Raw genomic sequence first — 20,040 nt, 5'->3', positions numbered from 1 at the left:
CTGTGGAAGTCAGGCGCCCCGTCGCGCGCTGATCCACAGCACCGGCCCGGTGCGGTGGGTGTGCACGACGTCCATCCCGGCGGCCCGCAGCGATTCCGCGACCTGCTCGGCGTCGAAGAACTTCAGGCCGGACCGGCCGCCGGTCAGCTTGGCCGCCTGGTGCAGCAGGCCGCCGCGCGGCGTCGGCACCATGACCGCCAGCCAGCCACCTGGCGCGAGCACCCGCGCCATGCCGCCGAGCACCTCGTGCGGCGCGGGGATCAGCTGCAGCGCCGCGAGGCTGGTGACCAGGTCGAACGTGCCGTCGGGGAATGGCAGCTCGCGCGCGTCGGCCCGGAGGAAACCGACGTTGTCGGCGGTTTCGGTGCGGGCGGCCCGCGTGAGCATCGGGCGGGAGACGTCGACGCCGATCGCGAGCCCGGCGGGCCCGACGGCGCGGCCCAGCTGCGAGGTGACGTTGCCCGGCCCGCAGCCGACGTCGAGCACCAGCCCGCCGGACGGCGGGCGCGCCTGGGTGGGCAGCCGGTACCACATCGGCAGCACCCGGCGGGTGAACGACTGAAGGTGGTCGTAGCAGGCGGAACCCGCGCCGGACTCCCAGAGCGACTGGATCGGGCCGGACGGTTTCGCCGCCTGGCCGCCGAGCAGGTCCAGGTATCCGCCGTCGAAGTCCGGGTTTTCGGGCGCGGGCGACAACAACGGCAGCACCCGCTCGAACACCGCGGGCGTGGTCTGGTCGGTCATGCGCACCTCTCACTGGTCGGCACGCCCAGCCTAGGGTCGCGGCGGCGCCGGTGGCCAGTGCCCGAACGGCGGAGGTCAGCGGTGTTCGGGGTTCTCGAAGTGGGGCCGGCAGCCCGCGTCCCACTCCGTGCGCTGGTTGCCGTAGGCGGGGAATCCGCCCGCGCGGTCGAGCATCGCCGCCACGTGCATGAGGTTGTAGGTCATGAACGTGGTGTTGCGGTTGGTGAAGTCGTTGTCCGGCCCGCCGGAGTTAGGGTCCAAATAGGACGGTCCGGGGCCGATCGAGCCGATCCAGCCCGCGTCGGCCTGCGGCGGGATGGTGTAGCCGAGGTGCTGGAGGCTGTAGAGGACGTCCATTGCGCAGTGCTTGACGCCGTCCTCGTTGCCGGTGATCAGGCAGCCGCCGGTGCGGCCGTAGTAGGCGTACTGGCCGGCGTCGTTGAGCAGCGACGAGCAGCCGTAGAGCCGTTCGATCACGTGTTTCATCACGGAACTGTTGTCGCCGAGCCAGATCGGCCCTGTCAGCACCAGGATGTTGGCGGCCAGCACGCGCTGGTAGAGCTGCGGCCATTCGTCGGTGGCCCAGCCGTGCTCGGTCATGTCCGGCCAGACGCCGACGGCGATGTCGTGGTCGATCGCCCGGATGGTGTCGACCTCGACGCCGTGGCGGCGCATGATGCCCGCGCTGAGCTCCAGCAGGCCTTCGGTGTTGCTGCGTTCCGGAGAGCGCTTGAGCGTGCAGTTGATGAACAGCGCCCGCAGGTTGTCGAAAACTGGTTCGGCCTCGGTCATCGCCCCTCGCCCCCCGGCAACGTCTCCGCGCGGCCAGTGCAGCACCGACCGCGAGGCCGGGCAACTCCGGTGGCCGCGCAGAATGTTGACGGCGGTAACATCGGGTGGGACGGCGGCGACCCGAGGAAGGGGCAGCGGTGGGGGACAGGCGGCGCGGTGTGCAGGACGCGGACATCCGCCTCGGCGCGGCGATCCGGTCCCGCCGCAAGGAGCTCGGGCGCACCCTGGTCCAGGTCGCCGCGGACACCGGGCTCTCGCACCCGTTCCTGAGCCAGGTCGAGCGCGGGCGGGCGCGGCCGTCGATGCGCTCGCTGTTCCTGATCGCCGAATCGCTGCGCACGACGCAGCAAGCGCTGCTGGCCGAGGCCGCCCCCTCGGCGGGCGGCGTCCGGTTGGAGCGCGGCGCCGGCCAGGTGGTGGACTCGGTACGGCTGCTCGACCACTTCGAGCAGGGCGCCGACGTGACCGAGATGGTGGTCAGCACCGAGGAGTTCGAGGAGTACTTCAGCCACGCCCGCCGCGAATTCGTCTACGTGGTCTCGGGCTCGCTGGAGGTGGAACTCCTGGAGGAGCCGGAGAAGCCGACCCTGCACGCGCTCGGCCCGCGCGACAGCATCGCCTACCCCGGCCACACCGGGCACCGCCACCGCCGCACCGGCCCGGAACCGGCCCTGGTGCTGATCGTCCACTCCGGACCGGCCTAGCCCCTCACCGGGTGTGGTGGAAGCCGCGGTAGCCGCCGGCGGCGATCTCCCGGCAGTGCTCCCGGTAGGTGCCGACGCCGCCGATGTAGGGCATGAAGACCCTCGGCTTGCCCGGCACGTTCGCCCCCATGTACCAGGACGCCGCGCGCGGGTAGAGGGTTTCGGCGGCGACCGCGTTCACGTGCTCGCCCCAGGTCCGCTCGGCGTCGGCGGCGGCCTCGCTGCGCGTGAACCCGTTGTTGCGCAGGTGTTCCAGGTGCTCGCCGATCCACTCCACGTGCTGCTCGATGGACACGATCATGTTGCTGAGCACCGAAGGGCTGCCGGGGCCGGTGATGGTGAACAGGTTCGGGAAGCCCGCGCTGGCCAGCCCCAGGTAGGTCCGCGGCCCTTCGGCCCACTTCTCCCGCAGGCGCAGGCCGCCGGCGCCCCGGATGTCGATGCGGTTCAGCGGCCCGGTCATCGCGTCGTAACCGGTGGCGAACACGATGACGTCGAATTCGAAGTCCCGGTCGCCGACCCGCAGCCCACCGGGCGTGATCGCCGAGATCGGCGTGCGCCGGATGTCGATCAGGGACACGTTGTCGCGGTTGTAGGTGGCGTAGTAGTCCGTGTCGACGCAGATCCGCTTGGTGCCGATGGGGTGATCGTGCGGGCAGAGCAGCTCGGCGGTCGCGGGATCGTCGACGATCTCCCGGATCTTGTCCCGCACGTAGTCCGCCGAGAGCTCGTTGGCCGCCGGATCGCGCAGGGTGTCGGGATACGTCGCGGTGAACGTCGTTCCGCCGATGCCCCAGCGCCGGTCGAGTTCGGCCTTGAACTCGGCGGCGGGCACCTCGGTGGCGTTGCGCTGCAACCGATCGGCGAGGATCCCGCTCTGCGTCATCCGCGCCTCGGCGCGCAGCCGCGCGTAGTCGGCCTTCACGCGGCGCTGTTCGTCCGGGCTCAACGGGTGGTTCTGGGCCGGGATGCTGAACTGCGCGGTCCGCTGGAACACGGTGACCTGCGCGGCCTGTGCGGCGATGACCGGGATCGCCTGGATCGCCGACGAGCCGGTGCCGATCACCCCGACCCGCTTGCCGGTGAAGTCCACTTCCTCGTGCGGCCAGCGGCCGGTGTGGTACGACTCGCCGCGGAACGTGCCGATGCCGGGGAAGTCGGGGGTCTGGGTGGCCGACAGACAGCCGACCGCGCTGATCAGGAACCGCGCGGTGATCTCGGCGTCGTCGGTTCGAACGGTCCACCGGCCGGTCTGCTCGTCGAAGGCGGCGGCCCGGACGTTGGTCTCGAAGGAGATGTCGCGCCGGAGGTCGAAGCGGTCGGCCACGTGCCGGGCGTAGCGCAGGATCTCCGGCTGCGACGGGTATCGCTCGGTCCACTGCCATTCCTGCTGCAGCTCCTCGGAGAACGAGTAGCAGTAGTAGAGGCTTTCGATGTCGCAGCGGGCTCCCGGGTACCGGTTCCAGTACCAGGTTCCGCCGACGTCCGTGCCGCGCTCGTAGACGTGCGCGCGGAACCCCTTGTCGCGCAACGTCTTGAGCATGTACATGCCGGCGAAACCGGCGCCGATGATGATCGCGTCGTACCGCGGGTCGTGCTCGTTCATCCGGCTGCACACTCCCTCTTCGCGGGCTGGCTGGGCGGGTGGCCGCTCGGCAACTGATCGATCGCTCAGTCGAGCTTGCAACGCCGAACCCGGTGAAGGCAAGGCCGGATTCGGCCGGGTGCCGCCGTCCGGGATTCGTCAGAATGGCGTACGCGGGATGTCAATCCGGCCGCGACGGCGGGGTGCCGCGAGCCCCGGGGTGTCTAATGGCGGCATGAGGCATCCGCATTCGCAGGTCTTGCCAGGCGGTTTCGGATATCCGCTCGGGTTCGCCAGCGGGTTCGTCGTGACCGCGGCGTGCATCCCCGTCGGGGATGCGGCGCGTCCCGCGGCCGCGGCGATCGGGTTGGCGATCCTGGTCGCGGTCGTATCGGCGGTCACCACCGTGCCGGCCGCCGCTGCGACAACGGCTGTGTGCTGGGGTTTCTACGACACGTTCGCCATCGGCGTGCGCGGCGACCTGACCTTCGACCAGGCGGCCGCGGTCGGGCTGGGCGTGCTCGTCTGCGCGTGCGCGGTCGGGCTGGTCGCGGGCGCGGTCTCCCGGGCGAGGCGCCGCCACGCGACGCTGTCGGACGCGCCGTTCGTGCCGGCGCCGCGCCAAGGTTCGTCGCCGCTGTGGGAGAAGCTGAGCCACTAGCTCACTTCCGGGCCTTCGGGGCGTTCTCGGCGGTCTTCGCCGGGTTGCGCTCCGCGACCGGGGCGAGGATTTCCGCCATTTGCCGCAGCAGCCCGGTTTCGAGCCGGACGCCGGACGCCGCGACGTTCTCGGCGATCTGCTCGGGCCGGGAGGCGCCGATGATTGCCGCCGAGACGTTCGGGTTCTGCAGCACCCAGGCCACCGCGAGCTGCGCCGGCGACAGGCCCGCCTCGGCGGCCAGCGGTTCGAGCTGCCGCACGCGCTCCAGCACGTCGTCCCGGAGGAAGCGGGCGACGAAGGTCGCGCCGCCGTTGGAGTCGGTGGCGCGGGAACCCGCCGGCGGCGCGGACCCGGGCCGGTACTTGCCGGTGAGCACGCCCTGCGCGATGGGCGACCAGACGATCTGGCCGATGCCCAGCTCCGCCGAGGCCGGCACCACCTCGTCCTCGATCACCCGCCACAGCGCCGAGTACTGCGGCTGGTTGGCCACCAGCGGCACGTGCAGCTCGCGGGCCAGCGCGTGACCGGCGCGGATCTGCTCGGCGGTCCACTCCGACACGCCGATGTAGTGCGCCTTGCCGGCCCGGACCACGTCGGCGAGGGCCTCGATGGTCTCCTCCAGCGGGGTTTCCGGGTCGTAGCGGTGCGCCTGGTAGAGGTCGACGTGGTCGGTCTGCAGGCGGCGCAGCGAGGCGTCGATGGACTCCATGATGTGCTTGCGGCTGAGCCCCCGGTCGTTGCGGCCCGGCCCGGTGGGGAAGTAGACCTTGGTGAAGATCTCCAGCCCCTCGCGCCGCTCGCCCCGCAGCGTGCGGCCCAGGACGGCCTCGGCGCGGCCCTCGGCGTAGACGTCGGCGGTGTCGAAGGTGGTGATGCCGGCGTCCAGCGCGGCGCGGATGCACGCGGTCGCGGCGTCCTCGGCGACCTGGGACCCGTGGGTGATCCAGTTGCCGTAGGCGATCTCGCTGATGACCAGGCCGCTGCGGCCAAGATGGCGGAACTCCATGGCACCCCTCCGGAGGCGGACGACGGACTCGAACCTACCGGCCCGCCCCGGCGGCGCGCGGCGAAATTTTCCTTGCGCAACCGGCGAGTAACGAGCAATGTGTCCGACGCACGTTCTGGACGGGGCAGCGCCCCGGACGAGGTGCGGCCTGGCGGGACAACGGAGTCTTGCCAGGCGTCGGGGATTCGGAGCGGGCGCCGCGGGCGGCCGGTCCGGCGGGATCGAAGGGTTCGAATTGCGCCACCACCGGCAGCAGAGATCAGTTCGAAACGACCGGACGACGATCGGCTGGGACCGAGGCGGAACGACGCGCCTGCTGCTGCGGGCCGCGTGGCTGGAGCTGTACGCGATGCTGCTGCGCTGATGCCGGGTGCGGAGGCGTCGCCGCCCCCGCACCGTCAGGCGTCCTTGGTGACCACGCGCGCGACGGCCGCCGACAGGCCGATAAGCAGGTAGCACCCCGCGCGGAGCAGACCGGTGACCAGCGTGTCGCCGCTGATCGGGTCGCGCAGCACGTCCATCACCGCCGACCAGTCGGTGGTGATCAGCAGCGGCTGCAGCCAGTCCAGGGCCGGGATCGTGCCGAGCACCCCGAACACGATCAGACCGCCCATGGTGGCGGCCATGACCACCAGCGGGTGCTCGGTGAGCGACGAGATCGCCAGCGCGACCGCCCCCACCGCGGCCATCTGCACCGCGGACCACCCGGCGGCCAGCGCCACCCGGCCCAGCGCCGAGCCGATCGGCAACGTGGTCCCGGACAGGGTCACCATGCCGTCGCCGCCGACGATGACCAGCCCGGTGAGGACGCCGCTGGCGGCGATGACGGCCACCGCGAGCACCGCCATCACCAGCACGCCGACGGCCTTGACACCGACCAGCCGCACCCGCCCCACGGGCGCGAGCAGCAGGCCGCGCAGCGTGCCGTGCGCCGACTCGCCGGCCAGTGCGTCGGCCGCGACCATCGCCACGACCAGCGGCAGCAGCAGCGTCTGCGCGAGCACCAGGGCCGCGACCGGCAGCACCAGCCCGTTCCCGGCCACTGCGGCGAGGAGGGAACCACCGCCGCGGCCGCCCGGCCCGCCGGTGACGGCGATCGCGGTGCCGAGGAACACCGGGAGGCCCGCCAGCAGGACGAGCGCGAGCAGGTTGCGCGGCCTGCGCAGCACCCACCGCAGCTCGGCCAGCAGAACGCGCCCCAACGGCGCGGACGTCCGCCCCGCCGTCGCGGTTGCGTCGATCGCCGTCACAGCTCCTCCTCGGTCAGCCGGGCGAAAAGGTCCTCCAGGCCGGTCCGGGCCAGCCGCGCTTCGTGCACCGGAACACCGGCGTGGACGAGCATCGCGACGACCTCCGCGGACTCCACATCGGACAGATCGGCGCGGACCGCTCCGGCCTCCTCCCGCGCCTGCACGCCCTTGCCGGTCAGCGTCGCCACCGCGCCGGAAGCATCCGATGTGGACACCACGAGGTGCGGCGCGCCGGCCTCCAGCATGGCGGCGAGTTCGCCCTGCGCGACCAGCGAACCGCGGTGCAGCACCGCGACGTGCGTGCAGGTCGCCTCGATCTCGGCGAGCAGGTGCGAGGACACCAGCACCGTCGTGCCCGCCGCGTGCAGCTCCGCGATGATCCGGCGGATCTCGCGGGTGCCCGCCGGGTCCAGACCGTTGGTCGGCTCGTCGAGCACCACCAGCTCGCGCGGCACCAGCAACGCCGCCGCCAGGCCCAGCCGCTGCTTCATGCCCAGCGAGTAGCCCCGGTACCGGCGGCCTGCGGCCGGGCCCAAGCCGACGCGTTCCAGAGCCTGCTCGACCACTCCGCGGATCTCCGGGCCGCGCAGCGCCGGTTCCATCGCCGCGCAGCGCAGCAGGTTCTCCCGGCCGGACAGGAACGGGTGGAAGCCCGGTCCTTCGACCAGCGCGCCGACCCGCGGCAGCACCCGGCCGCTGTGCTCCGGCAACCGGTGGCCCAGCAGCTCGACCGTGCCGGACGTGGGGGCGGTGAGGCCCAGCAACATCCGGATCGTGGTGGTCTTGCCCGAACCGTTGGGGCCGAGCACGCCGACCACACCGCCGCGCGGGACCGCGAGGTCGACGCCCGCCACCGCGACGGTCCGGCCGTAGGTCTTGCGCAGGCCGGCGGTGCGCGCCGCGAGATCGCCCGCGGTGGGGGCGGTCGTCGCCGCCCCCACCGCTTCGACTGCGTTCGCCATCACGCCCCGCCGAGTGCGGCGGTGAGCACCTGCTCCGGCACCGCACCGGCCGCGACGCGGCCGTCGGAGGTGAGCAGGGCGTTGCCCGCCGCCGTGCCGATGATCCAGCCGTCGCCCCACGGCCCGCTGACCGGCTTGCCGACCTGCTCGGCGACCTGGCGCATGTCCTGGCCGCCCTGCTGCTTCTCCTGCTGCTGCGGCAGCTGGGTCACCACGACCAGGTCCCAGCCGTCGCCGACGACCTTGTGCTCGCTCTGCGGGTGCTCCGGGCGCTGCTGCGGCGCGTGTTCGGCCTTGCCGTCCGTCACCTCCGCGCCGGCGGGCGGGGTGAACCGGAACAGGGCCGGGTCCGGGGCGCTGAGGTCGATGTCGCTGAAGCCGACCTGGAAGGCCGGGTCGTTCGAACCGTTGGTGAGCACCGAGACCTCCAGCGGAATGCGCTTCTCCGCGTCCACCGCGACCCGCACCTCGCGCAGCAGGGTGCGCTCGGTCGGCTTCGGCGTGAGCACCAGCTCGTAGGCGTCGCGGCCGGCGACGCTGGCCGTGCCGTCCACCTTCACGTCGCTGGTCCGCCGGAGCTTGTCGATGATCTGGCGGGCCGCCGCGGCGGGATCGGCCGGACCCTGGTGCTCGGCGGACTCCGCCGCGTGTCCCGCCGAGCGGACCACCTTCTGCTCGGCCGAATCCCACTTCCACACTGTCGAGCCGTCGTCGACGACGGTCATCTCTCCGTTGTGCGAGGGCACCGAGACGCGGTCGCGGCCCTGGCCGTCGGCCCACACCTGGAACTTGCTGGTGCCGTCGGAAAGGAGCTCGGAGGCCTGGCCCGCGCCCGGGATCGCGGGCAGGCCGAGCGCGTTGTCCACCTCGACGGTGCCGGTCAGCGCCGGCGGGTTCGCCCGCATCACCGACTCCACCAGCTGCTCCGGCGCCACCGGGGGTAACGCCGGGGCGGCGCCGGCGCCGGCGGGCAGCGCGAGCGCGGTCAGGCCGAGCACGCCCACCGCGGCACCGGCGGTCGCCGCATAAGCCACGTTCTTCCGTTTCATGAGACTCCTTCTGTCGGGTCCTGGGTCAAGCGTGGCTGAAGGTCGCTGAGATAACGCTGAGAGCGGCCCACGGGCTGAGAACCGGCTCAGCAGGGTGGTGGTTCGCGGGCTGAGCTGAGATAGTTCATGCATTGATCAGTTTGCGACGGAGGATGCGATGGCCGCGGACGAGCTGGATTTCTGGTCCTTCGTCGAACTGGCGAACCACCGGCTGGCCACCGAGTACGGGTTCCGGCACCAGCTGGCCACCGAAGTGCTGCTGACGCTCAACCGGGCGTCCAACATCGTCACCTACGACCTGGAGGCGGCGGTGCACCGGCCGCGCGGCCGGTCCTGGTCGGGCTTCCGGCTGCTGTTCGTCACCTGGCTGGCCGGGCCGCTGGAGGCCAAGAAGGCCGCCGAGCTGACCGGGATGAGCCGTGCCGCGGTGTCGAACCTGACGAAGACGCTGGTCGCGGACGGGCTGCTGGACCGGGCGCCGGGCGAGCGCGACGGCCGATCCGTGCTGCTGTCGCTGACCGAGGACGGGCAGCGGGAGATGGTCGAGGTGTTCCGGGCGCAGAACGAGCGGGAACACGAGTGGGCGAGCGTGCTCACCGAGGCCGAGCAGCGCATCCTGATCATGCTGCTGGACAAGCTCATCACCAACCGCGACCAGTTCGACATCCGCGGCCGGAACTGATCCCTTCGGCTGTTGCGCCGCGCGGCAAGTAGTAAATACATTGATTAAATGCGCCGGGGCCGAAGGGTTCCTGGGCCGTTGCAAGGAGGCGAGGGCGATGGCGTACTACCGGCAGGCCGGTGAGGTGCCGCCGAAGCGGCACACCCAGCACCGCAGGCCCGACGGCGGCCTGTACTACGAGGAGCTGATGGGGGAGGAAGGCTTCTCCAGCGACTCGTCGCTGCTCTACCACCGCAACCTCCCGTCCGCGCTGGTCGACTCGACGGTGTGGGAACTGCCCGACCTGGGTACCGAGCCGAACCACCCGCTGCGGCCGCGGCACCTGAAGCTGCACGAGCTCTTCGGCGGCCAGGAGTGGAAGCGCCACGACGTGGTGACCGGCCGCCGGCTGGTCCTGGGCAACGCCGACGTGCGCATCTCCTACGTCGTCGCCGGTGAGGCTTCTCCGCTGTACCGCAACGGGATCGGCGACGAGTGCGTGTACATCGAGTCCGGCGAGGGCGTCGTCGAGACGGTGTTCGGCGCGCTGCCGTTCCGGCCGGGCGACTACGTGATCCTGCCGCGGGCGACCACGCACCGCTGGCTGCCGCAGGGCGACGAGCCGGTGCGCGCGTACTGCATCGAGGCCAACTCGCACATCACGCCGCCGCGCCGGTACCTGTCGAAGTTCGGCCAGCTGCTGGAGCACTCGCCGTACTGCGAACGCGACCTGCACGGCCCCACCGAGCCGGTCCTGGCCGACGGCACCGACGTCGAGGTCCTGGTCAAGCACCGCGGCAGCGCCGGCATCGTCGGCACCCGGTTCGTCTACCCGGAGCACCCGTTCGACGTGGTCGGCTGGGACGGCTGCCTGTACCCCTACACCTTCAACGTGTCCGACTTCGAGCCGATCACCGGCCGCGTGCACCAGCCGCCGCCGGTGCACCAGGTCTTCGAGGGCGACAACTTCGTGGTGTGCAACTTCGTGCCGCGCAAGGTCGACTACCACCCGCTGTCCATCCCGGTGCCGTACTACCACTCCAATGTGGACTCCGACGAGGTGATGTTCTACTGCGGCGGGGACTACGAGGCGCGCAAGGGTTCCGGGATCGGGCAGGGCTCGATCTCCCTGCACCCGGGCGGGCACTCGCACGGCCCGCAGCCGGGGGCCTACGAGCGCAGCATCGGGGTGGAGTACTTCGACGAGCTCGCGGTCATGGTCGACACGTTCCGCCCGCTGGAGCTCGGCGAGGGCGGCCGCGCGGCCGAAGATCCCGGCTACGCCTGGACCTGGGCGGGACGGGGGCCGAAGCAGTGACCATCCCGGATTTCGCGAAATCGCTGTGCGATGACGCCGCAGTGTTCCCACCCGGACTGGCGCCGCTGCCCGACGCCGTCGCCGCGCACGCCCGGCACACCGCGGCGCCGTACGCCGAGCTCGTCGGGCCGCTGGTGCTCGCCGCACCGGCGCTGGCGGAGCTCGCCGACCTGCTCGAATCCGGCGACCGGCTCGACCTCTCGGTCACCGCGCCCGCGGGGCCGGGGCAGCTCCGGGCCGTGTTCGACGCCGCCGGATCGCTGCCGGTCCGGTTGCGCGCCCTGGAGGTCGCGGTGCCCGCCGGGCAGGCTCCGGCGGAGTTCTTCGCCGAGCTCGACCGGGCCTGCGCGGCGGCCGAGGACGTGGCCGTCTTCGTCGAGGTGCCCCGCGACCAGCGGCGCCCGGAGGTCATCGCCGCGTGCGCCGCCACCCGGTACCAGGCCAAGTTCCGCACCGGCGGGGTGAAGGCCGAGCTGTACCCGGACGAGGCGGAACTGGCCGCCGCGATCCGGGCGGTCGTCGACGCGCGGGTGCCGTTCAAGGCCACCGCCGGATTGCACCACGCGATCCGCAACACCGATCCTGCAACCGGTTTCGAGCAGCACGGCTACCTGAACCTGCTGCTGGCGACCGATGCGGCGGTGGACTTCGCCGACGAGTCCGAGATCGCCGAGATCCTCGCCGAACGCGATGCGCGCAAGGTCGCCGAGCGCGTCGCGAACCTGGACGACGTGCGGGTCGCGGCCGCCCGCGAGCGGTTCGTGTCCTTCGGCACGTGCAGCATCATCGAGCCCTTGACCGAGCTGGTGGACCTGGGCCTGGTGCCCGCGGCGGTGCTCAGCGCAGAAGGAGTCGCCTCGTGACCGTGATCGACATCCCCGCCGGTTCGCCGTTCGGGCTCGACAACCTGCCCTACGGCGTGTTCTCCACCCCCGGCACCGAGCCGCGGGTCGGCGTCCGCGTCGGGGAGTCCGTTGTGGACCTCGCGATGGCACTGGGCGACGAGGTCTTCGCGCGGCCGAGCCTGAACGCGTTCATGGCGCAGGGCCACGAGCGCTGGGTGCAGGTGCGGCAGCGGATCACCGAGCTGGTGTCCGGGGACGTGCCGGATGCGGCCGTGCACCCGGTCGCCGACGTCACCACGCACCTGCCGATCGAGGTCGCAGACTACGTCGACTTCTACGCCTCGGAGCACCACGCGGCCAACCTCGGCCGGCTGTTCCGGCCGAACGCCGAGCCGCTGATGCCGAACTGGAAGCACCTGCCGGTCGGCTACCACGGGCGTAGTGGAACGGTCGTGGTGTCGGGCACCGACATCGTCCGCCCCAGCGGCCAGCGCAAGGCGCCGGACGAGGACGCCCCGACGTTCGGCCCGTGCCGCCGCCTGGACATCGAGGCGGAGCTCGGCTTCATCGTCGGCACCGGCTCCGACCTGGGCAGCACCGTGCCCGCCGCGGACTTCGCCACCCGCGTGTTCGGCGTCGTGCTGGTCAACGACTGGTCGGCCCGCGACATCCAGGCGTGGGAGTACGTGCCGCTGGGCCCGTTCCTCGGCAAGAGCTTCGCCACCTCGATCTCCGCGTGGGTGGTTCCGCTGCTCGCGCTGGAGGCCGCGCGCGTCCCGGTCCCGGACCAGGAGCCGAAACCCCTGCCGTACCTGCGGGAAACCGAGCCGTGGGGCCTGGACATCGACCTCGCGGTGTCCTGGAACGGGCACGAGGTCTCCCGCCCGCCGTACCGGGAGATGTACTGGTCCCCGGCCCAGATGCTGGCGCACCTGACGGTCAACGGGGCGACCAGCCGCACCGGCGACCTGTACGCGTCCGGCACGATCTCGGGCCCGGAGAAGGACCAGCGCGGCGCGTTCATCGAACTCACCTGGGGCGGCAAGGAACCCGTCGAGGTCGGCGCGGAGGAACGCACGTTCCTCCAGGACGGGGACGAGGTCACCATCACGGCCACGGCCCCGGGGCCGGGCGGCTCCCGGATCGGCTTCGGCGAGGTGGCGGGCCGGATCCTGGCCGTGAGCGGATGATCCGGAATACGCGTTTACGGGTATCCCGGGGTGTCCTAGGCTCGCAATCCGGGCTGACCGCCTGAGATCTCGTGACGAGCGGGCGCTTTCGGCTCAACAGGGCCGAAAGCGCCCGTTTCGTCTCAGTAGGTCAGGCCGTAGCCGTAGGGGAACAGGGGAGGCTGGCCGTCCCCGTCGTTGATCGGCTGCTGGTCCGCGCCGGCCATCCAGGTCATCGGCAGGGTTCCGGTCGGGTCGTGGTCGCCGAAGAGGACGTCGGCCACGCCGGCGCCTTCGGTGCCGGGCAGCCAGGCCGCCAGGAGCGCGTCCCAGTTCGGCAGGTCCGCCGCGACGTCCAGCGGGCGGCCCGACACGGTCACCACGATCACCGGCACCCCGGACTCCTGGAGCCGGGCCAGCGTCGCCCGGTCCTCCTCGTCCAGGCCCATGCCCTCCGGGCGGTCGCCTTCGCCTTCGGCGTAGGGGGTTTCGCCGACCACCGCGATCGCCGCCCGGTAGCTGCCGTCGATGCCGTTGCCGTCGCGGGCGTAGGCCACCTCGGTGCCGGGGGAGACGGCCTGCCGGATTCCCTGCAGGATCGTGGTCCCCGGCGTGATCGGGCCGCTGCCGCCCTGCCAGCTGATCGTCCAGCCGCCGCTCTGGTTGCCGATGTCGGCGGCGTTCTTGCCCGCGACGAAGATCTTGCCGCCATCCTTGGCCAGCGGCAGCACGTTCCCGTCGTTCTTCAGCAGCACCTGCGATTCGCGGACCGCCTCGCGGGCGAGTTCCCGGTGCTCCGCGCTGCCGACGGTTCCGGTGAGGCTGCGGTCGGTGAACGGCCGCTCGAACAGGCCGAGCTCGAACTTCTTGGTCAGGATGCGGCGGTTGGCGTCGTCGATGCGCTCCATCGGCACCCGGCCGGCCTCGACCTCGGCGCGCAGCAGGTCCATGAACTTCTGGTACTCGTGCGGCACCATGATCATGTCCAGCCCGGCGTTGACCGAATCGCGCACCTCGTCGGCGGTGAAGCCCTCCTGGCCATCGATCTTGTCGATGGCCTGCCAGTCCGACACGACGAAACCGGTGAAGCCCAGCTCGCCCTTGAGCACGTCGTTGATCAGGTAGTCGCCGGTGTGCATCTTGACGCCGTTCCAGCTGCTGTAGGAGATCATCACCGAGCCGACGCCGCGCTCGATCGCGGCCTGGAACGGTGGCAGGTGCACCGCGCGCAGCTCGGCCTCGTCGATCTCGGTGTCGCCCTGGTCGTCGCCGCCGGTCGTGCCGCCGTCGCCGACGTAGTGCTTGGCCGTGGCCAGCACGGACGCCGGTCCGTCCAGAGTGGACCCCTGCAGGCCGGTCACGGCGGAGGCCATGGCCGCGGGCCGCTCCGGGGTCTCGCCGAACGACTCGTAGGTGCGTCCCCAGCGGTCGTTGCGCGCCACGCACAGGCACGGCGCGAAGTTCCAGTCGATGCCGGTGCCGGCGACCTCCTCGGCGGTCGCCCGGCCGATGCGCTCGACCAGCTCCGGGTCGTTGGTGGCGCCGAGCCCGATGTTGTGCGGGAAGATCGTCGCGCCGTGCACGTTGTTGTGCCCGTGCACCGCGTCGACGCCGTAGATGATCGGAATGCCCAGCGGGGTGGCGATGGCCGCCCGCTGGTAGGCGTCGTACATGTCCGCCCAGGCTTCCGCGGTGTTCGGCGTCGGCGCCGATCCGCCGCCGCTGAGGATCGAGCCGATCCCGGCGGGCGCCGCGGTGCCCGGGTCGGCGGCCAGCCGCTCGGCCTGCGTCATTTGGCCTATCTTGTCCTGCAACGACATTCGCGCCATCAGGTCGTCCACCCGGTCGGCGACCGGGCGCGTCGCGTCGCGGTAGGCGGGCGGTGCCGCGGCCACGGCGGGGGTGACCGCGGCGGTGCAGGCCACCGCGGTGAGCGCCAGCGCGAGCCGCGAGCGGGTCGCGCCTAACCAACGGGTCATGCCGTTCTCCTCTGCGTTCGGAGGTCATCCGTGCGGGGTGGAACTGCGAAGCCGGCGGCCTGCGCGGGGCGCGGGCGCGCTCTGCCGTTGGGTGGTGAAGGACCGCGAGGAATATGTTGCAGGCGGCAACATACCATCGGATGCCGCCTCGGGGAGATGGGCTACATCGATCAAGTCTCGGTACTGCATCGATCAGGTCAACTTCTCCGCTCGTGGTGTTGTGTCATAAGTTGTTTGTCGCAACGTTTGGTTCTGCACGATTCCGTTCGGGAGTGGGGAAGGCTTCTCGATGGGGAGAACGCCCGCGGCGCTGATCGCGATGGCCTGCAGCATCGGGCTGTTGCTGGTGGCGTGCGGGAACAACAGGCTTCCGGAGCCGGACGCCGGCGCGGCCGCGCCGGGCACCGGTGGTCCGCGGGTCGGCGTGATCCTCCCGGATACCGCGACCTCCGCGCGCTGGGCGCACTTCGACCAGCCGATGCTGCAGGCGGCGCTGCGCCGGGAAGGCCTCACGCCGATCGTGCAGAACGCGCAGGGCGAGGCGCAGAAGTTCGCTCAGATCGCCGACGGCATGCTCAGCCAGCGCGTGCAGGTGCTGATCATCGCCGCGCCCAGCGGCGACGCCGGGGCCACCGTCGAGCTGAAGGCCGAACGGCTCGGCGTGCCGGTGATCGACTACGACCGGCTCAACGTCGGCGGCAGCGCCGACTACTACGTCAGCTTCGACCACGAGGAGGTCGGCGAACTGCAGGCCCGGGCGCTCGCGACGGCGATGCGCGACAAGCCCGGCGGCCAGGTCATCGAGATCGGCGGTGCCACGACCGACCACAACGCGACGCTGGTGCACCACGGCCAGTCCGCGGAGCTCGGCCCCCGGTACGCGGCGGGCGAGCTGAGGCTGGCGAGCAGCCGGTTCGTCGACGGTTGGGACAACCAGGCCGGCGGCCGGGTCTTCGAACAGCTGCTGACCGCCAACGGCGGGCGGGTCGACGGCGTCCTCGCGGCCAACGACGGGCTGGCCTCGGCGGTGATCACCGTGCTGCAGAAGTACGGCCTGGCGGGCGCGGTCCCGGTCACCGGGCAGGACATGACCGTCGACGGCCTGCGCGCGATCCTGCAGGGCTACCAGTCGTCCACGGTGTTCAAACCGATCCGCGACGAGGCGTCGGTGACGGCGGAGCTGGCGGCCGCGCTCGCCCGCGGCGACATCGCGGCCGCCGACGCGCTGGCCCACCAGCGAACGCCTGATCCGGTCGGCGGGCGCGAGGTGAAGTCGGTCCTGCTGCCGCCGCAGCTGATCACGCGCGACAACATCAAGTCGGTGCTCGGCCCGGCGGGCGTCCGGGCCGAGGAGATCTGCGGCGGCGAGCTGGCGGAATCGTGCCGTCAGCTCGGCATCGCCTGATGTCTTGGAGGGGAGGGCGAGTGCACGAGCCGATCCTGGCGCTGCGCCGGGTCGACAAGAGCTTCGGCCCGGTCCGCGCGCTGCGAGAGGTGGACTTCACCGTGCGCGCCGGCGAGGTCACCGCGCTGATCGGCGACAACGGCGCCGGGAAGTCCACATTGGTCAAATGCATCTCGGGAATGCACCGCATCGACGGCGGCGAGGTGCTCTTCGAGGGCCGCCCCGTGCAGATCCAGCGGCCCGGCGACGCCGCCGCGCTGGGCATCGAGGTGGTTTACCAGGACCTCGCGCTGTGCGACGACCTCGACGTCGTGCAGAACATGTTCCTCGGCCGCGAGCGGGGCCCGGCGATGCTGCTCGACGACACCGAGATGGAGCTGGCCGCGAGGCGCACCCTCCGCTCCCTGTCGGTGCGCACCGTCGGTTCGGTGCGCGCGAAGGCCGGCTCGCTCTCCGGCGGTCAGCGGCAGACCGTCGCCATCGCCAAGGCCGTGCTGTGGAACAGCAAGGTGGTGATCCTCGACGAACCCACCGCGGCGCTCGGCGTCGCGCAGACCCGGCAGGTCCTCGACCTCATCCGCCGCCTGGCCGACCAGGGTCTCGGCGTGGTGCTGATCAGCCACAACATGTCCGACGTGTTCGAGGTCGCCGACCGGATCGCCACCCTCTACCTGGGACGCATGGCCGCCGAACTGCCCGCCAGGGACCTGACCCACGGCCAGGTCGTCGAGCTGATGACCGCCGGCCGCTCCGGCGATCTAGGCATCGCCCGCCCGACAGCAGTGTGAGGTACGCGTTGGACTCGTTTCGCTTGGCGCAAGGGCGGGCCAAGCGGCTGCGCCGCTTCAAAGAAGATTCCGAGGGACGCCAATGACGAACAGCCCGACCGGCGCGGCCGAACCGGCGCTGCGCATCGCCGATTTCGGCATCGACACGACCTCTCGCGCCACCGGCGAGGCCCTGCGCGACTACGTCGGCAAGATCCGCCGCGGTGATCTCGGCGCGCTGCCCGCGCTGGTGATGCTGGCCGTGCTGCTGGTGCTGTTCGCCGCCCTGTCCGAGGACTTCCTGACCCTCAACAACCTGGCCAACCTGCTGCACCAGGGCGCCGGGCAGGCGATCATCGCGATGGGCATCGTCTACGTGCTGCTGATCGGCGAGATCGACCTGTCCGCCGGAACGGCCTCCGGCGTGGCGGCCTCGGTGCTCGCACTGCACTTCCAGCACGACGGGAACCTGCTCGGGGCGATGGGCGGCACGGTGTTCTACGCCTTCGTGCTGGGGCTCGCGGCCGCGGCGCTGCTGGCGCTGCTGCTGCGGATCTGGCTCGGTGCCGGGCTTTCCGCGCTGGCGCTGGTGCTTGTGGTCGCCGGGGTCGGCGCGAACCCGTGGCTGGAGATGCTGCTGGCGGTGTGCGTCGGCGCGGCGATCGGGTGCGTCACCGGGTTCGCGGTCTCGAAGGTCCGCATCCCGTCGTTCGTCGTGACGCTGGGGCTGTTCATCACCTGGTCCGGCGTGGTGCTCCAGCTGGTCGGGCCGGGCGGGACGATCTCGGTCCGGCAGAGCCCGGAGCTGTTCGCCGTCGCCAACGGCAGCCTCGGCGTGGCGGGCAGCTGGCTGCTGTTCCTGGTGGCCGGCGCCGGATACGCCGCCGTGGTGGCCCGCCGGCACCTGACCAGGCTCCGGCACGGGCTCGTTGCGCAGCCGACCGCGCTGGTAGTGGCCAAGGTCGGCGCCGTCCTCGGCTGCGGCGGCGTCGCGACGTACCTGCTGACGCTCAACCGCTCGCCGCACCCGGAGCTGGCGTCGATCCGCGGCGTGCCCTACGTGGTGCCGATCATCCTGGTGCTGCTGATCGCGGGCACGTACGTGCTGGACCGCACCCGCTTCGGCCGGCACCTGCGCGCCATCGGCAACAACCGGGACGCCGCGCACCGGGCCGGGGTGAACGTCGCCAAGATCCGGATGAGCGCGTTCATCATCTGCTCCTCGGTCGCGGCGCTGGGCGCCATCGTCTACACCTCGAAGGTCGGCTCGGTCGACGGCAGCGCGGGCAACGGCAACCTGGTGCTGTTCGCGGTCGGTGCGGCCGTCATCGGCGGCACGTCGCTGTTCGGCGGGAAAGGCCGGCTGCAGGACGCGGTCCTCGGCGGCGCGGTGCTCGCGACCGTCCAGAACGGCCTGAACCTGCTGGGCTTCGCCGCCGCGCCGGTGAACATCATCACCGGCCTGGTCCTGGTGGCCGCCGCCGGCGTGGACGCGTTGTCCCGGCGGCGTTCGACGGCGCAGCATGAAGGCTGAGCCGGGAAGCACGATGCGCAGCGCAAGCGTCCGCTGTGCTACAGCTTGTCCCGGATGGGAAGCCCGAAGCAGGCGGAGGAAGCGGCCGAGTTGACCACGACACCAACCGCGGGAGCGCGGCCCGACGAGGTGCGCCAGCACAATCGGGCGGTACTGCTGCGTCGGCTGCACACCGGTGGGCCCTGCACCAGGGCTGCGCTGGCCACCGAGATGGGGCTGAATCGCAGCACCATCAAGGCGCTGGTCGACGAGCTGGTCAGGGACGGGCTCGTGGTGGAGCGGGTGCCCGCCCAGCGCAGCGGCGCGGGCCGGCCGTCGCTGCTGGTGCTGCCGCAGCCGCACGCGGCGGTGACGCTGGCGGTGGACATCCGGGTCGAGCAGGTGGCGATGGCGCTGATCGGGCTCGGCGGCGAGATCCTCAACAGGTGCAGCTGGAGCCTGCGCCCGACCACCCGGAATCCGCGCGAGGTCTTCACCAAGATCGTCGACAACAGCGCGGTGCTCATCGAGGAGGCCGGCGTCGACGTCGTGGCGGTCGGCGCCTCGGCGCCCGGCGTGGTGCGCCGCGCGGACGGGATGGTGCGCGAGGCGCCGAACCTGCACTGGACCGAAGTGCCGCTCGGCGACTGGCTTTCCCAGGCGCTGGACGGCCGGCGGGTGGAGGTCGGCAACGACGCGGAGCTCAGCGCGCTCGCCGAACACCTCCGCGGGGCGGCGCGCGGCGCGACCGACGCGGTCTTCGTCGGGGCGGACGTCGGTGTCGGCGGCGGGGTGATCTCCGGTGGGATGCCGTTGCGCGGCAGCGGCGGCTACGTCGGCGAGCTCGGGCACATGGTGGTGCGGCCGGACGGGCACGAATGCTATTGCGGCAGCAGAGGATGCTGGGAGACCGAGGTGGGGGAGCGGGCCCTGAGCCGGGCGCTGGGCCTGCCGGAGGACTCGCCGCGCGGCGTGGTCGTCGCCGAGCTGCACGCCTTGGCGCAGCAACCGGACGAGGTGTTGCAGCGGCTCGGCGAGTTCGGCGAGTGGCTGGCCGTCGGACTGTGCAATGTGGTCAACCTGCTTTGCCCGCAGCTGGTGGTGCTCGGCGATCTGTTCACCTCGCTGCCGCGCACGCTGATCGACCACGTCGGCAAGCTGGTCACCGAGCGAAGCCTGGTCAGCCGCGCGATGGGCGGCACCAAGCTGGTCACGTCCTCGCTCGGCGCGGACGGCAAGCTGCTCGGCGCCGCCGAGCTGGCCTTCGAGCAGGTGCTGGCAAGCCGCTGAGCCGATCGGCGGAAACCGTTGCCCCGGTTGGGAAACGCGCAGATTGCGATGCGGTTACGCCCGGCGGTGACGACATCTCCCGGTGATAAGTTGCTGCGGACAACATATTGACCGGATCGACCTCGACCCGGCCGGGGACACCTTCGCGTCCTGCGTTCTCGGCGCGCCACTCCGACGCTCCTGCGAAAAGAGGGACCACTTTGTTCACTGGGAGATGGGCCAGCACCCAGGTGCTGGCCCAGGGCCAGCTGCTGGATGCCAACGCGGTGGATTTCGCGTTGTTGGCGTTGTACTTCGTTTTCGTGCTGGGTATCGGGTATCTGGCGCGGCGTGCGGTGTC

At 71.6% G+C, this 20,040-nt stretch carries 19 protein-coding genes; 11 read left to right on the top strand and 8 right to left on the bottom strand.

What is annotated here, in order from left to right:
- Positions 1–9: 9 nt before the first annotated feature.
- Together AC07FN_RS40045 and AC07FN_RS40040 are read right to left on the bottom strand one after the other, a co-directional pair.
- Complete coding sequence (locus AC07FN_RS40045; RefSeq protein ID WP_478400357.1) at positions 10–744, bottom strand: methyltransferase domain-containing protein; 735 nt, start codon at positions 742–744, stop codon at positions 10–12.
- A gap of 75 nt (positions 745–819) precedes the next feature.
- Positions 820–1,536: a flavodoxin family protein gene (locus AC07FN_RS40040; RefSeq protein ID WP_478400356.1), complete on the bottom strand. Its 717-nt coding sequence runs from the start codon at positions 1,534–1,536 to the stop codon at positions 820–822.
- Positions 1,537–1,673: 137 nt separating this feature from the next.
- On the opposite strand from AC07FN_RS40040, the gene AC07FN_RS40035 reads away from it, so the two are divergent.
- Complete coding sequence (locus AC07FN_RS40035; protein WP_132493742.1) at positions 1,674–2,240, top strand: helix-turn-helix domain-containing protein; 567 nt, start codon at positions 1,674–1,676, stop codon at positions 2,238–2,240.
- A gap of 4 nt (positions 2,241–2,244) precedes the next feature.
- Here the strand turns inward: AC07FN_RS40035 and AC07FN_RS40030 are convergent, their stop codons facing one another.
- A complete protein-coding gene (locus tag AC07FN_RS40030) occupies positions 2,245–3,846 on the bottom strand; it encodes a flavin-containing monooxygenase (protein WP_478400355.1) in 1,602 nt (533 codons plus the stop codon).
- Between the two features lie 214 nt (positions 3,847–4,060).
- Here AC07FN_RS40030 and AC07FN_RS40025 point away from each other — a divergent pair, with 214 nt between their 5' ends.
- Positions 4,061–4,486, top strand: coding sequence for a hypothetical protein (locus AC07FN_RS40025; RefSeq protein ID WP_478400354.1), 426 nt, complete (start codon positions 4,061–4,063; stop codon positions 4,484–4,486).
- A 1-nt stretch (position 4,487) separates the two neighbouring features.
- Here AC07FN_RS40025 and AC07FN_RS40020 read toward each other — a convergent pair whose 3' ends face one another.
- Positions 4,488–5,492, bottom strand: a complete 1,005-nt coding sequence (locus tag AC07FN_RS40020; protein WP_478400353.1) for an aldo/keto reductase family protein — start codon at positions 5,490–5,492, stop codon at positions 4,488–4,490.
- Positions 5,493–5,727: 235 nt separating this feature from the next.
- Between AC07FN_RS40020 and AC07FN_RS40015 the strand changes: the two genes are divergently transcribed.
- The gene (locus tag AC07FN_RS40015; protein ID WP_268952012.1) at positions 5,728–5,856 is read left to right on the top strand and encodes a hypothetical protein; all 129 of its coding nucleotides are present in this window, start codon (positions 5,728–5,730) and stop codon (positions 5,854–5,856) included.
- Between the two features lie 34 nt (positions 5,857–5,890).
- Here AC07FN_RS40015 and AC07FN_RS40010 read toward each other — a convergent pair whose 3' ends face one another.
- Genes AC07FN_RS40010 through AC07FN_RS40000 form a run of 3 tightly spaced genes read right to left on the bottom strand, consistent with a single transcriptional unit; the run spans position 5,891 to position 8,753 of the window.
- Positions 5,891–6,742 (bottom strand): ABC transporter permease, encoded by an 852-nt coding sequence (locus AC07FN_RS40010; protein ID WP_478400352.1) that lies wholly within the window; start codon positions 6,740–6,742, stop codon positions 5,891–5,893.
- Positions 6,739–7,704 carry an ABC transporter ATP-binding protein gene (locus AC07FN_RS40005; protein WP_478400351.1) on the bottom strand — a complete coding sequence of 322 codons (966 nt, stop codon included), beginning with the start codon at positions 7,702–7,704 and terminating at the stop codon, positions 6,739–6,741. The genes AC07FN_RS40010 and AC07FN_RS40005 overlap by 4 nt, the downstream gene beginning before the upstream one ends.
- Complete coding sequence (locus tag AC07FN_RS40000; RefSeq protein ID WP_478400350.1) at positions 7,704–8,753, bottom strand: LolA family protein; 1,050 nt, start codon at positions 8,751–8,753, stop codon at positions 7,704–7,706. The genes AC07FN_RS40005 and AC07FN_RS40000 overlap by 1 nt, the downstream gene beginning before the upstream one ends.
- 157 nt (positions 8,754–8,910) lie before the next feature.
- Here AC07FN_RS40000 and AC07FN_RS39995 point away from each other — a divergent pair, with 157 nt between their 5' ends.
- From AC07FN_RS39995 to fahA, 4 genes are all read left to right on the top strand, one after another.
- A complete protein-coding gene (locus AC07FN_RS39995) occupies positions 8,911–9,435 on the top strand; it encodes a MarR family winged helix-turn-helix transcriptional regulator (protein ID WP_452619171.1) in 525 nt (174 codons plus the stop codon).
- Between the two features lie 97 nt (positions 9,436–9,532).
- Entirely contained in the window at positions 9,533–10,732 is a 1,200-nt protein-coding gene (locus AC07FN_RS39990; RefSeq protein ID WP_478400349.1) for a cupin domain-containing protein, read from the top strand.
- Positions 10,729–11,595 carry a hypothetical protein gene (locus AC07FN_RS39985; protein ID WP_452619169.1) on the top strand — a complete coding sequence of 289 codons (867 nt, stop codon included), beginning with the start codon at positions 10,729–10,731 and terminating at the stop codon, positions 11,593–11,595. Before AC07FN_RS39990 ends, AC07FN_RS39985 begins: the two co-directional genes overlap by 4 nt.
- Positions 11,592–12,767, top strand: a complete 1,176-nt coding sequence (fahA, locus tag AC07FN_RS39980) for a fumarylacetoacetase (RefSeq protein WP_478400348.1) — start codon at positions 11,592–11,594, stop codon at positions 12,765–12,767. Before AC07FN_RS39985 ends, fahA begins: the two co-directional genes overlap by 4 nt.
- Before the next feature lie 122 nt (positions 12,768–12,889).
- Here the strand turns inward: fahA and AC07FN_RS39975 are convergent, their stop codons facing one another.
- On the bottom strand, positions 12,890–14,725 hold the full coding sequence (locus tag AC07FN_RS39975; protein ID WP_478400347.1) for a glycoside hydrolase family 3 protein: 1,836 nt from the start codon (positions 14,723–14,725) through the stop codon (positions 12,890–12,892).
- Positions 14,726–15,014: 289 nt separating this feature from the next.
- Between AC07FN_RS39975 and AC07FN_RS39970 the strand changes: the two genes are divergently transcribed.
- From AC07FN_RS39970 to AC07FN_RS39955, 4 genes are all read left to right on the top strand, one after another.
- Positions 15,015–16,130, top strand: coding sequence for a sugar ABC transporter substrate-binding protein (locus AC07FN_RS39970; protein WP_478400346.1), 1,116 nt, complete (start codon positions 15,015–15,017; stop codon positions 16,128–16,130).
- A gap of 20 nt (positions 16,131–16,150) precedes the next feature.
- A complete protein-coding gene (locus AC07FN_RS39965) occupies positions 16,151–16,918 on the top strand; it encodes an ATP-binding cassette domain-containing protein (RefSeq protein WP_478400345.1) in 768 nt (255 codons plus the stop codon).
- 82 nt (positions 16,919–17,000) lie between these two features.
- Positions 17,001–18,431, top strand: a complete 1,431-nt coding sequence (locus tag AC07FN_RS39960) for a sugar ABC transporter permease (protein ID WP_478400344.1) — start codon at positions 17,001–17,003, stop codon at positions 18,429–18,431.
- Positions 18,432–18,485: 54 nt separating this feature from the next.
- Positions 18,486–19,700 (top strand): ROK family protein, encoded by a 1,215-nt coding sequence (locus tag AC07FN_RS39955; protein WP_478400343.1) that lies wholly within the window; start codon positions 18,486–18,488, stop codon positions 19,698–19,700.
- Positions 19,701–20,040: the final 340 nt, after the last annotated feature.

Source organism: Saccharopolyspora sp. NPDC045941 (assembly GCF_056431445.1).
The sequence above is the reverse complement of the archived record's forward strand: the minus strand, read 5'-3'. Positions and strand labels throughout refer to the sequence as shown.

What these genes read in the sequence shown, in the direction of transcription:
- AC07FN_RS39990 (WP_478400349.1), top strand. Translation starts at nt 9,533, where the DNA reads ATGGCGTACTACCGGCAGGCCGGTGAGGTGCCGCCGAAGCGGCACACC.
- AC07FN_RS40005 (WP_478400351.1), bottom strand. Translation starts at nt 7,704, where the DNA reads ATGGCGAACGCAGTCGAAGCGGTGGGGGCGGCGACGACCGCCCCCACC.
- AC07FN_RS39975 (WP_478400347.1), bottom strand. Translation starts at nt 14,725, where the DNA reads ATGACCCGTTGGTTAGGCGCGACCCGCTCGCGGCTCGCGCTGGCGCTC.
- AC07FN_RS39955 (WP_478400343.1), top strand. Translation starts at nt 18,486, where the DNA reads ATGGGAAGCCCGAAGCAGGCGGAGGAAGCGGCCGAGTTGACCACGACA.
- AC07FN_RS40045 (WP_478400357.1), bottom strand. Translation starts at nt 744, where the DNA reads ATGACCGACCAGACCACGCCCGCGGTGTTCGAGCGGGTGCTGCCGTTG.
- AC07FN_RS40040 (WP_478400356.1), bottom strand. Translation starts at nt 1,536, where the DNA reads ATGACCGAGGCCGAACCAGTTTTCGACAACCTGCGGGCGCTGTTCATC.
- AC07FN_RS39960 (WP_478400344.1), top strand. Translation starts at nt 17,001, where the DNA reads ATGACGAACAGCCCGACCGGCGCGGCCGAACCGGCGCTGCGCATCGCC.
- AC07FN_RS40000 (WP_478400350.1), bottom strand. Translation starts at nt 8,753, where the DNA reads ATGAAACGGAAGAACGTGGCTTATGCGGCGACCGCCGGTGCCGCGGTG.
- AC07FN_RS40020 (WP_478400353.1), bottom strand. Translation starts at nt 5,492, where the DNA reads ATGGAGTTCCGCCATCTTGGCCGCAGCGGCCTGGTCATCAGCGAGATC.
- AC07FN_RS40030 (WP_478400355.1), bottom strand. Translation starts at nt 3,846, where the DNA reads ATGAACGAGCACGACCCGCGGTACGACGCGATCATCATCGGCGCCGGT.
- AC07FN_RS39995 (WP_452619171.1), top strand. Translation starts at nt 8,911, where the DNA reads ATGGCCGCGGACGAGCTGGATTTCTGGTCCTTCGTCGAACTGGCGAAC.
- AC07FN_RS39970 (WP_478400346.1), top strand. Translation starts at nt 15,015, where the DNA reads ATGGGGAGAACGCCCGCGGCGCTGATCGCGATGGCCTGCAGCATCGGG.
- AC07FN_RS40025 (WP_478400354.1), top strand. Translation starts at nt 4,061, where the DNA reads ATGAGGCATCCGCATTCGCAGGTCTTGCCAGGCGGTTTCGGATATCCG.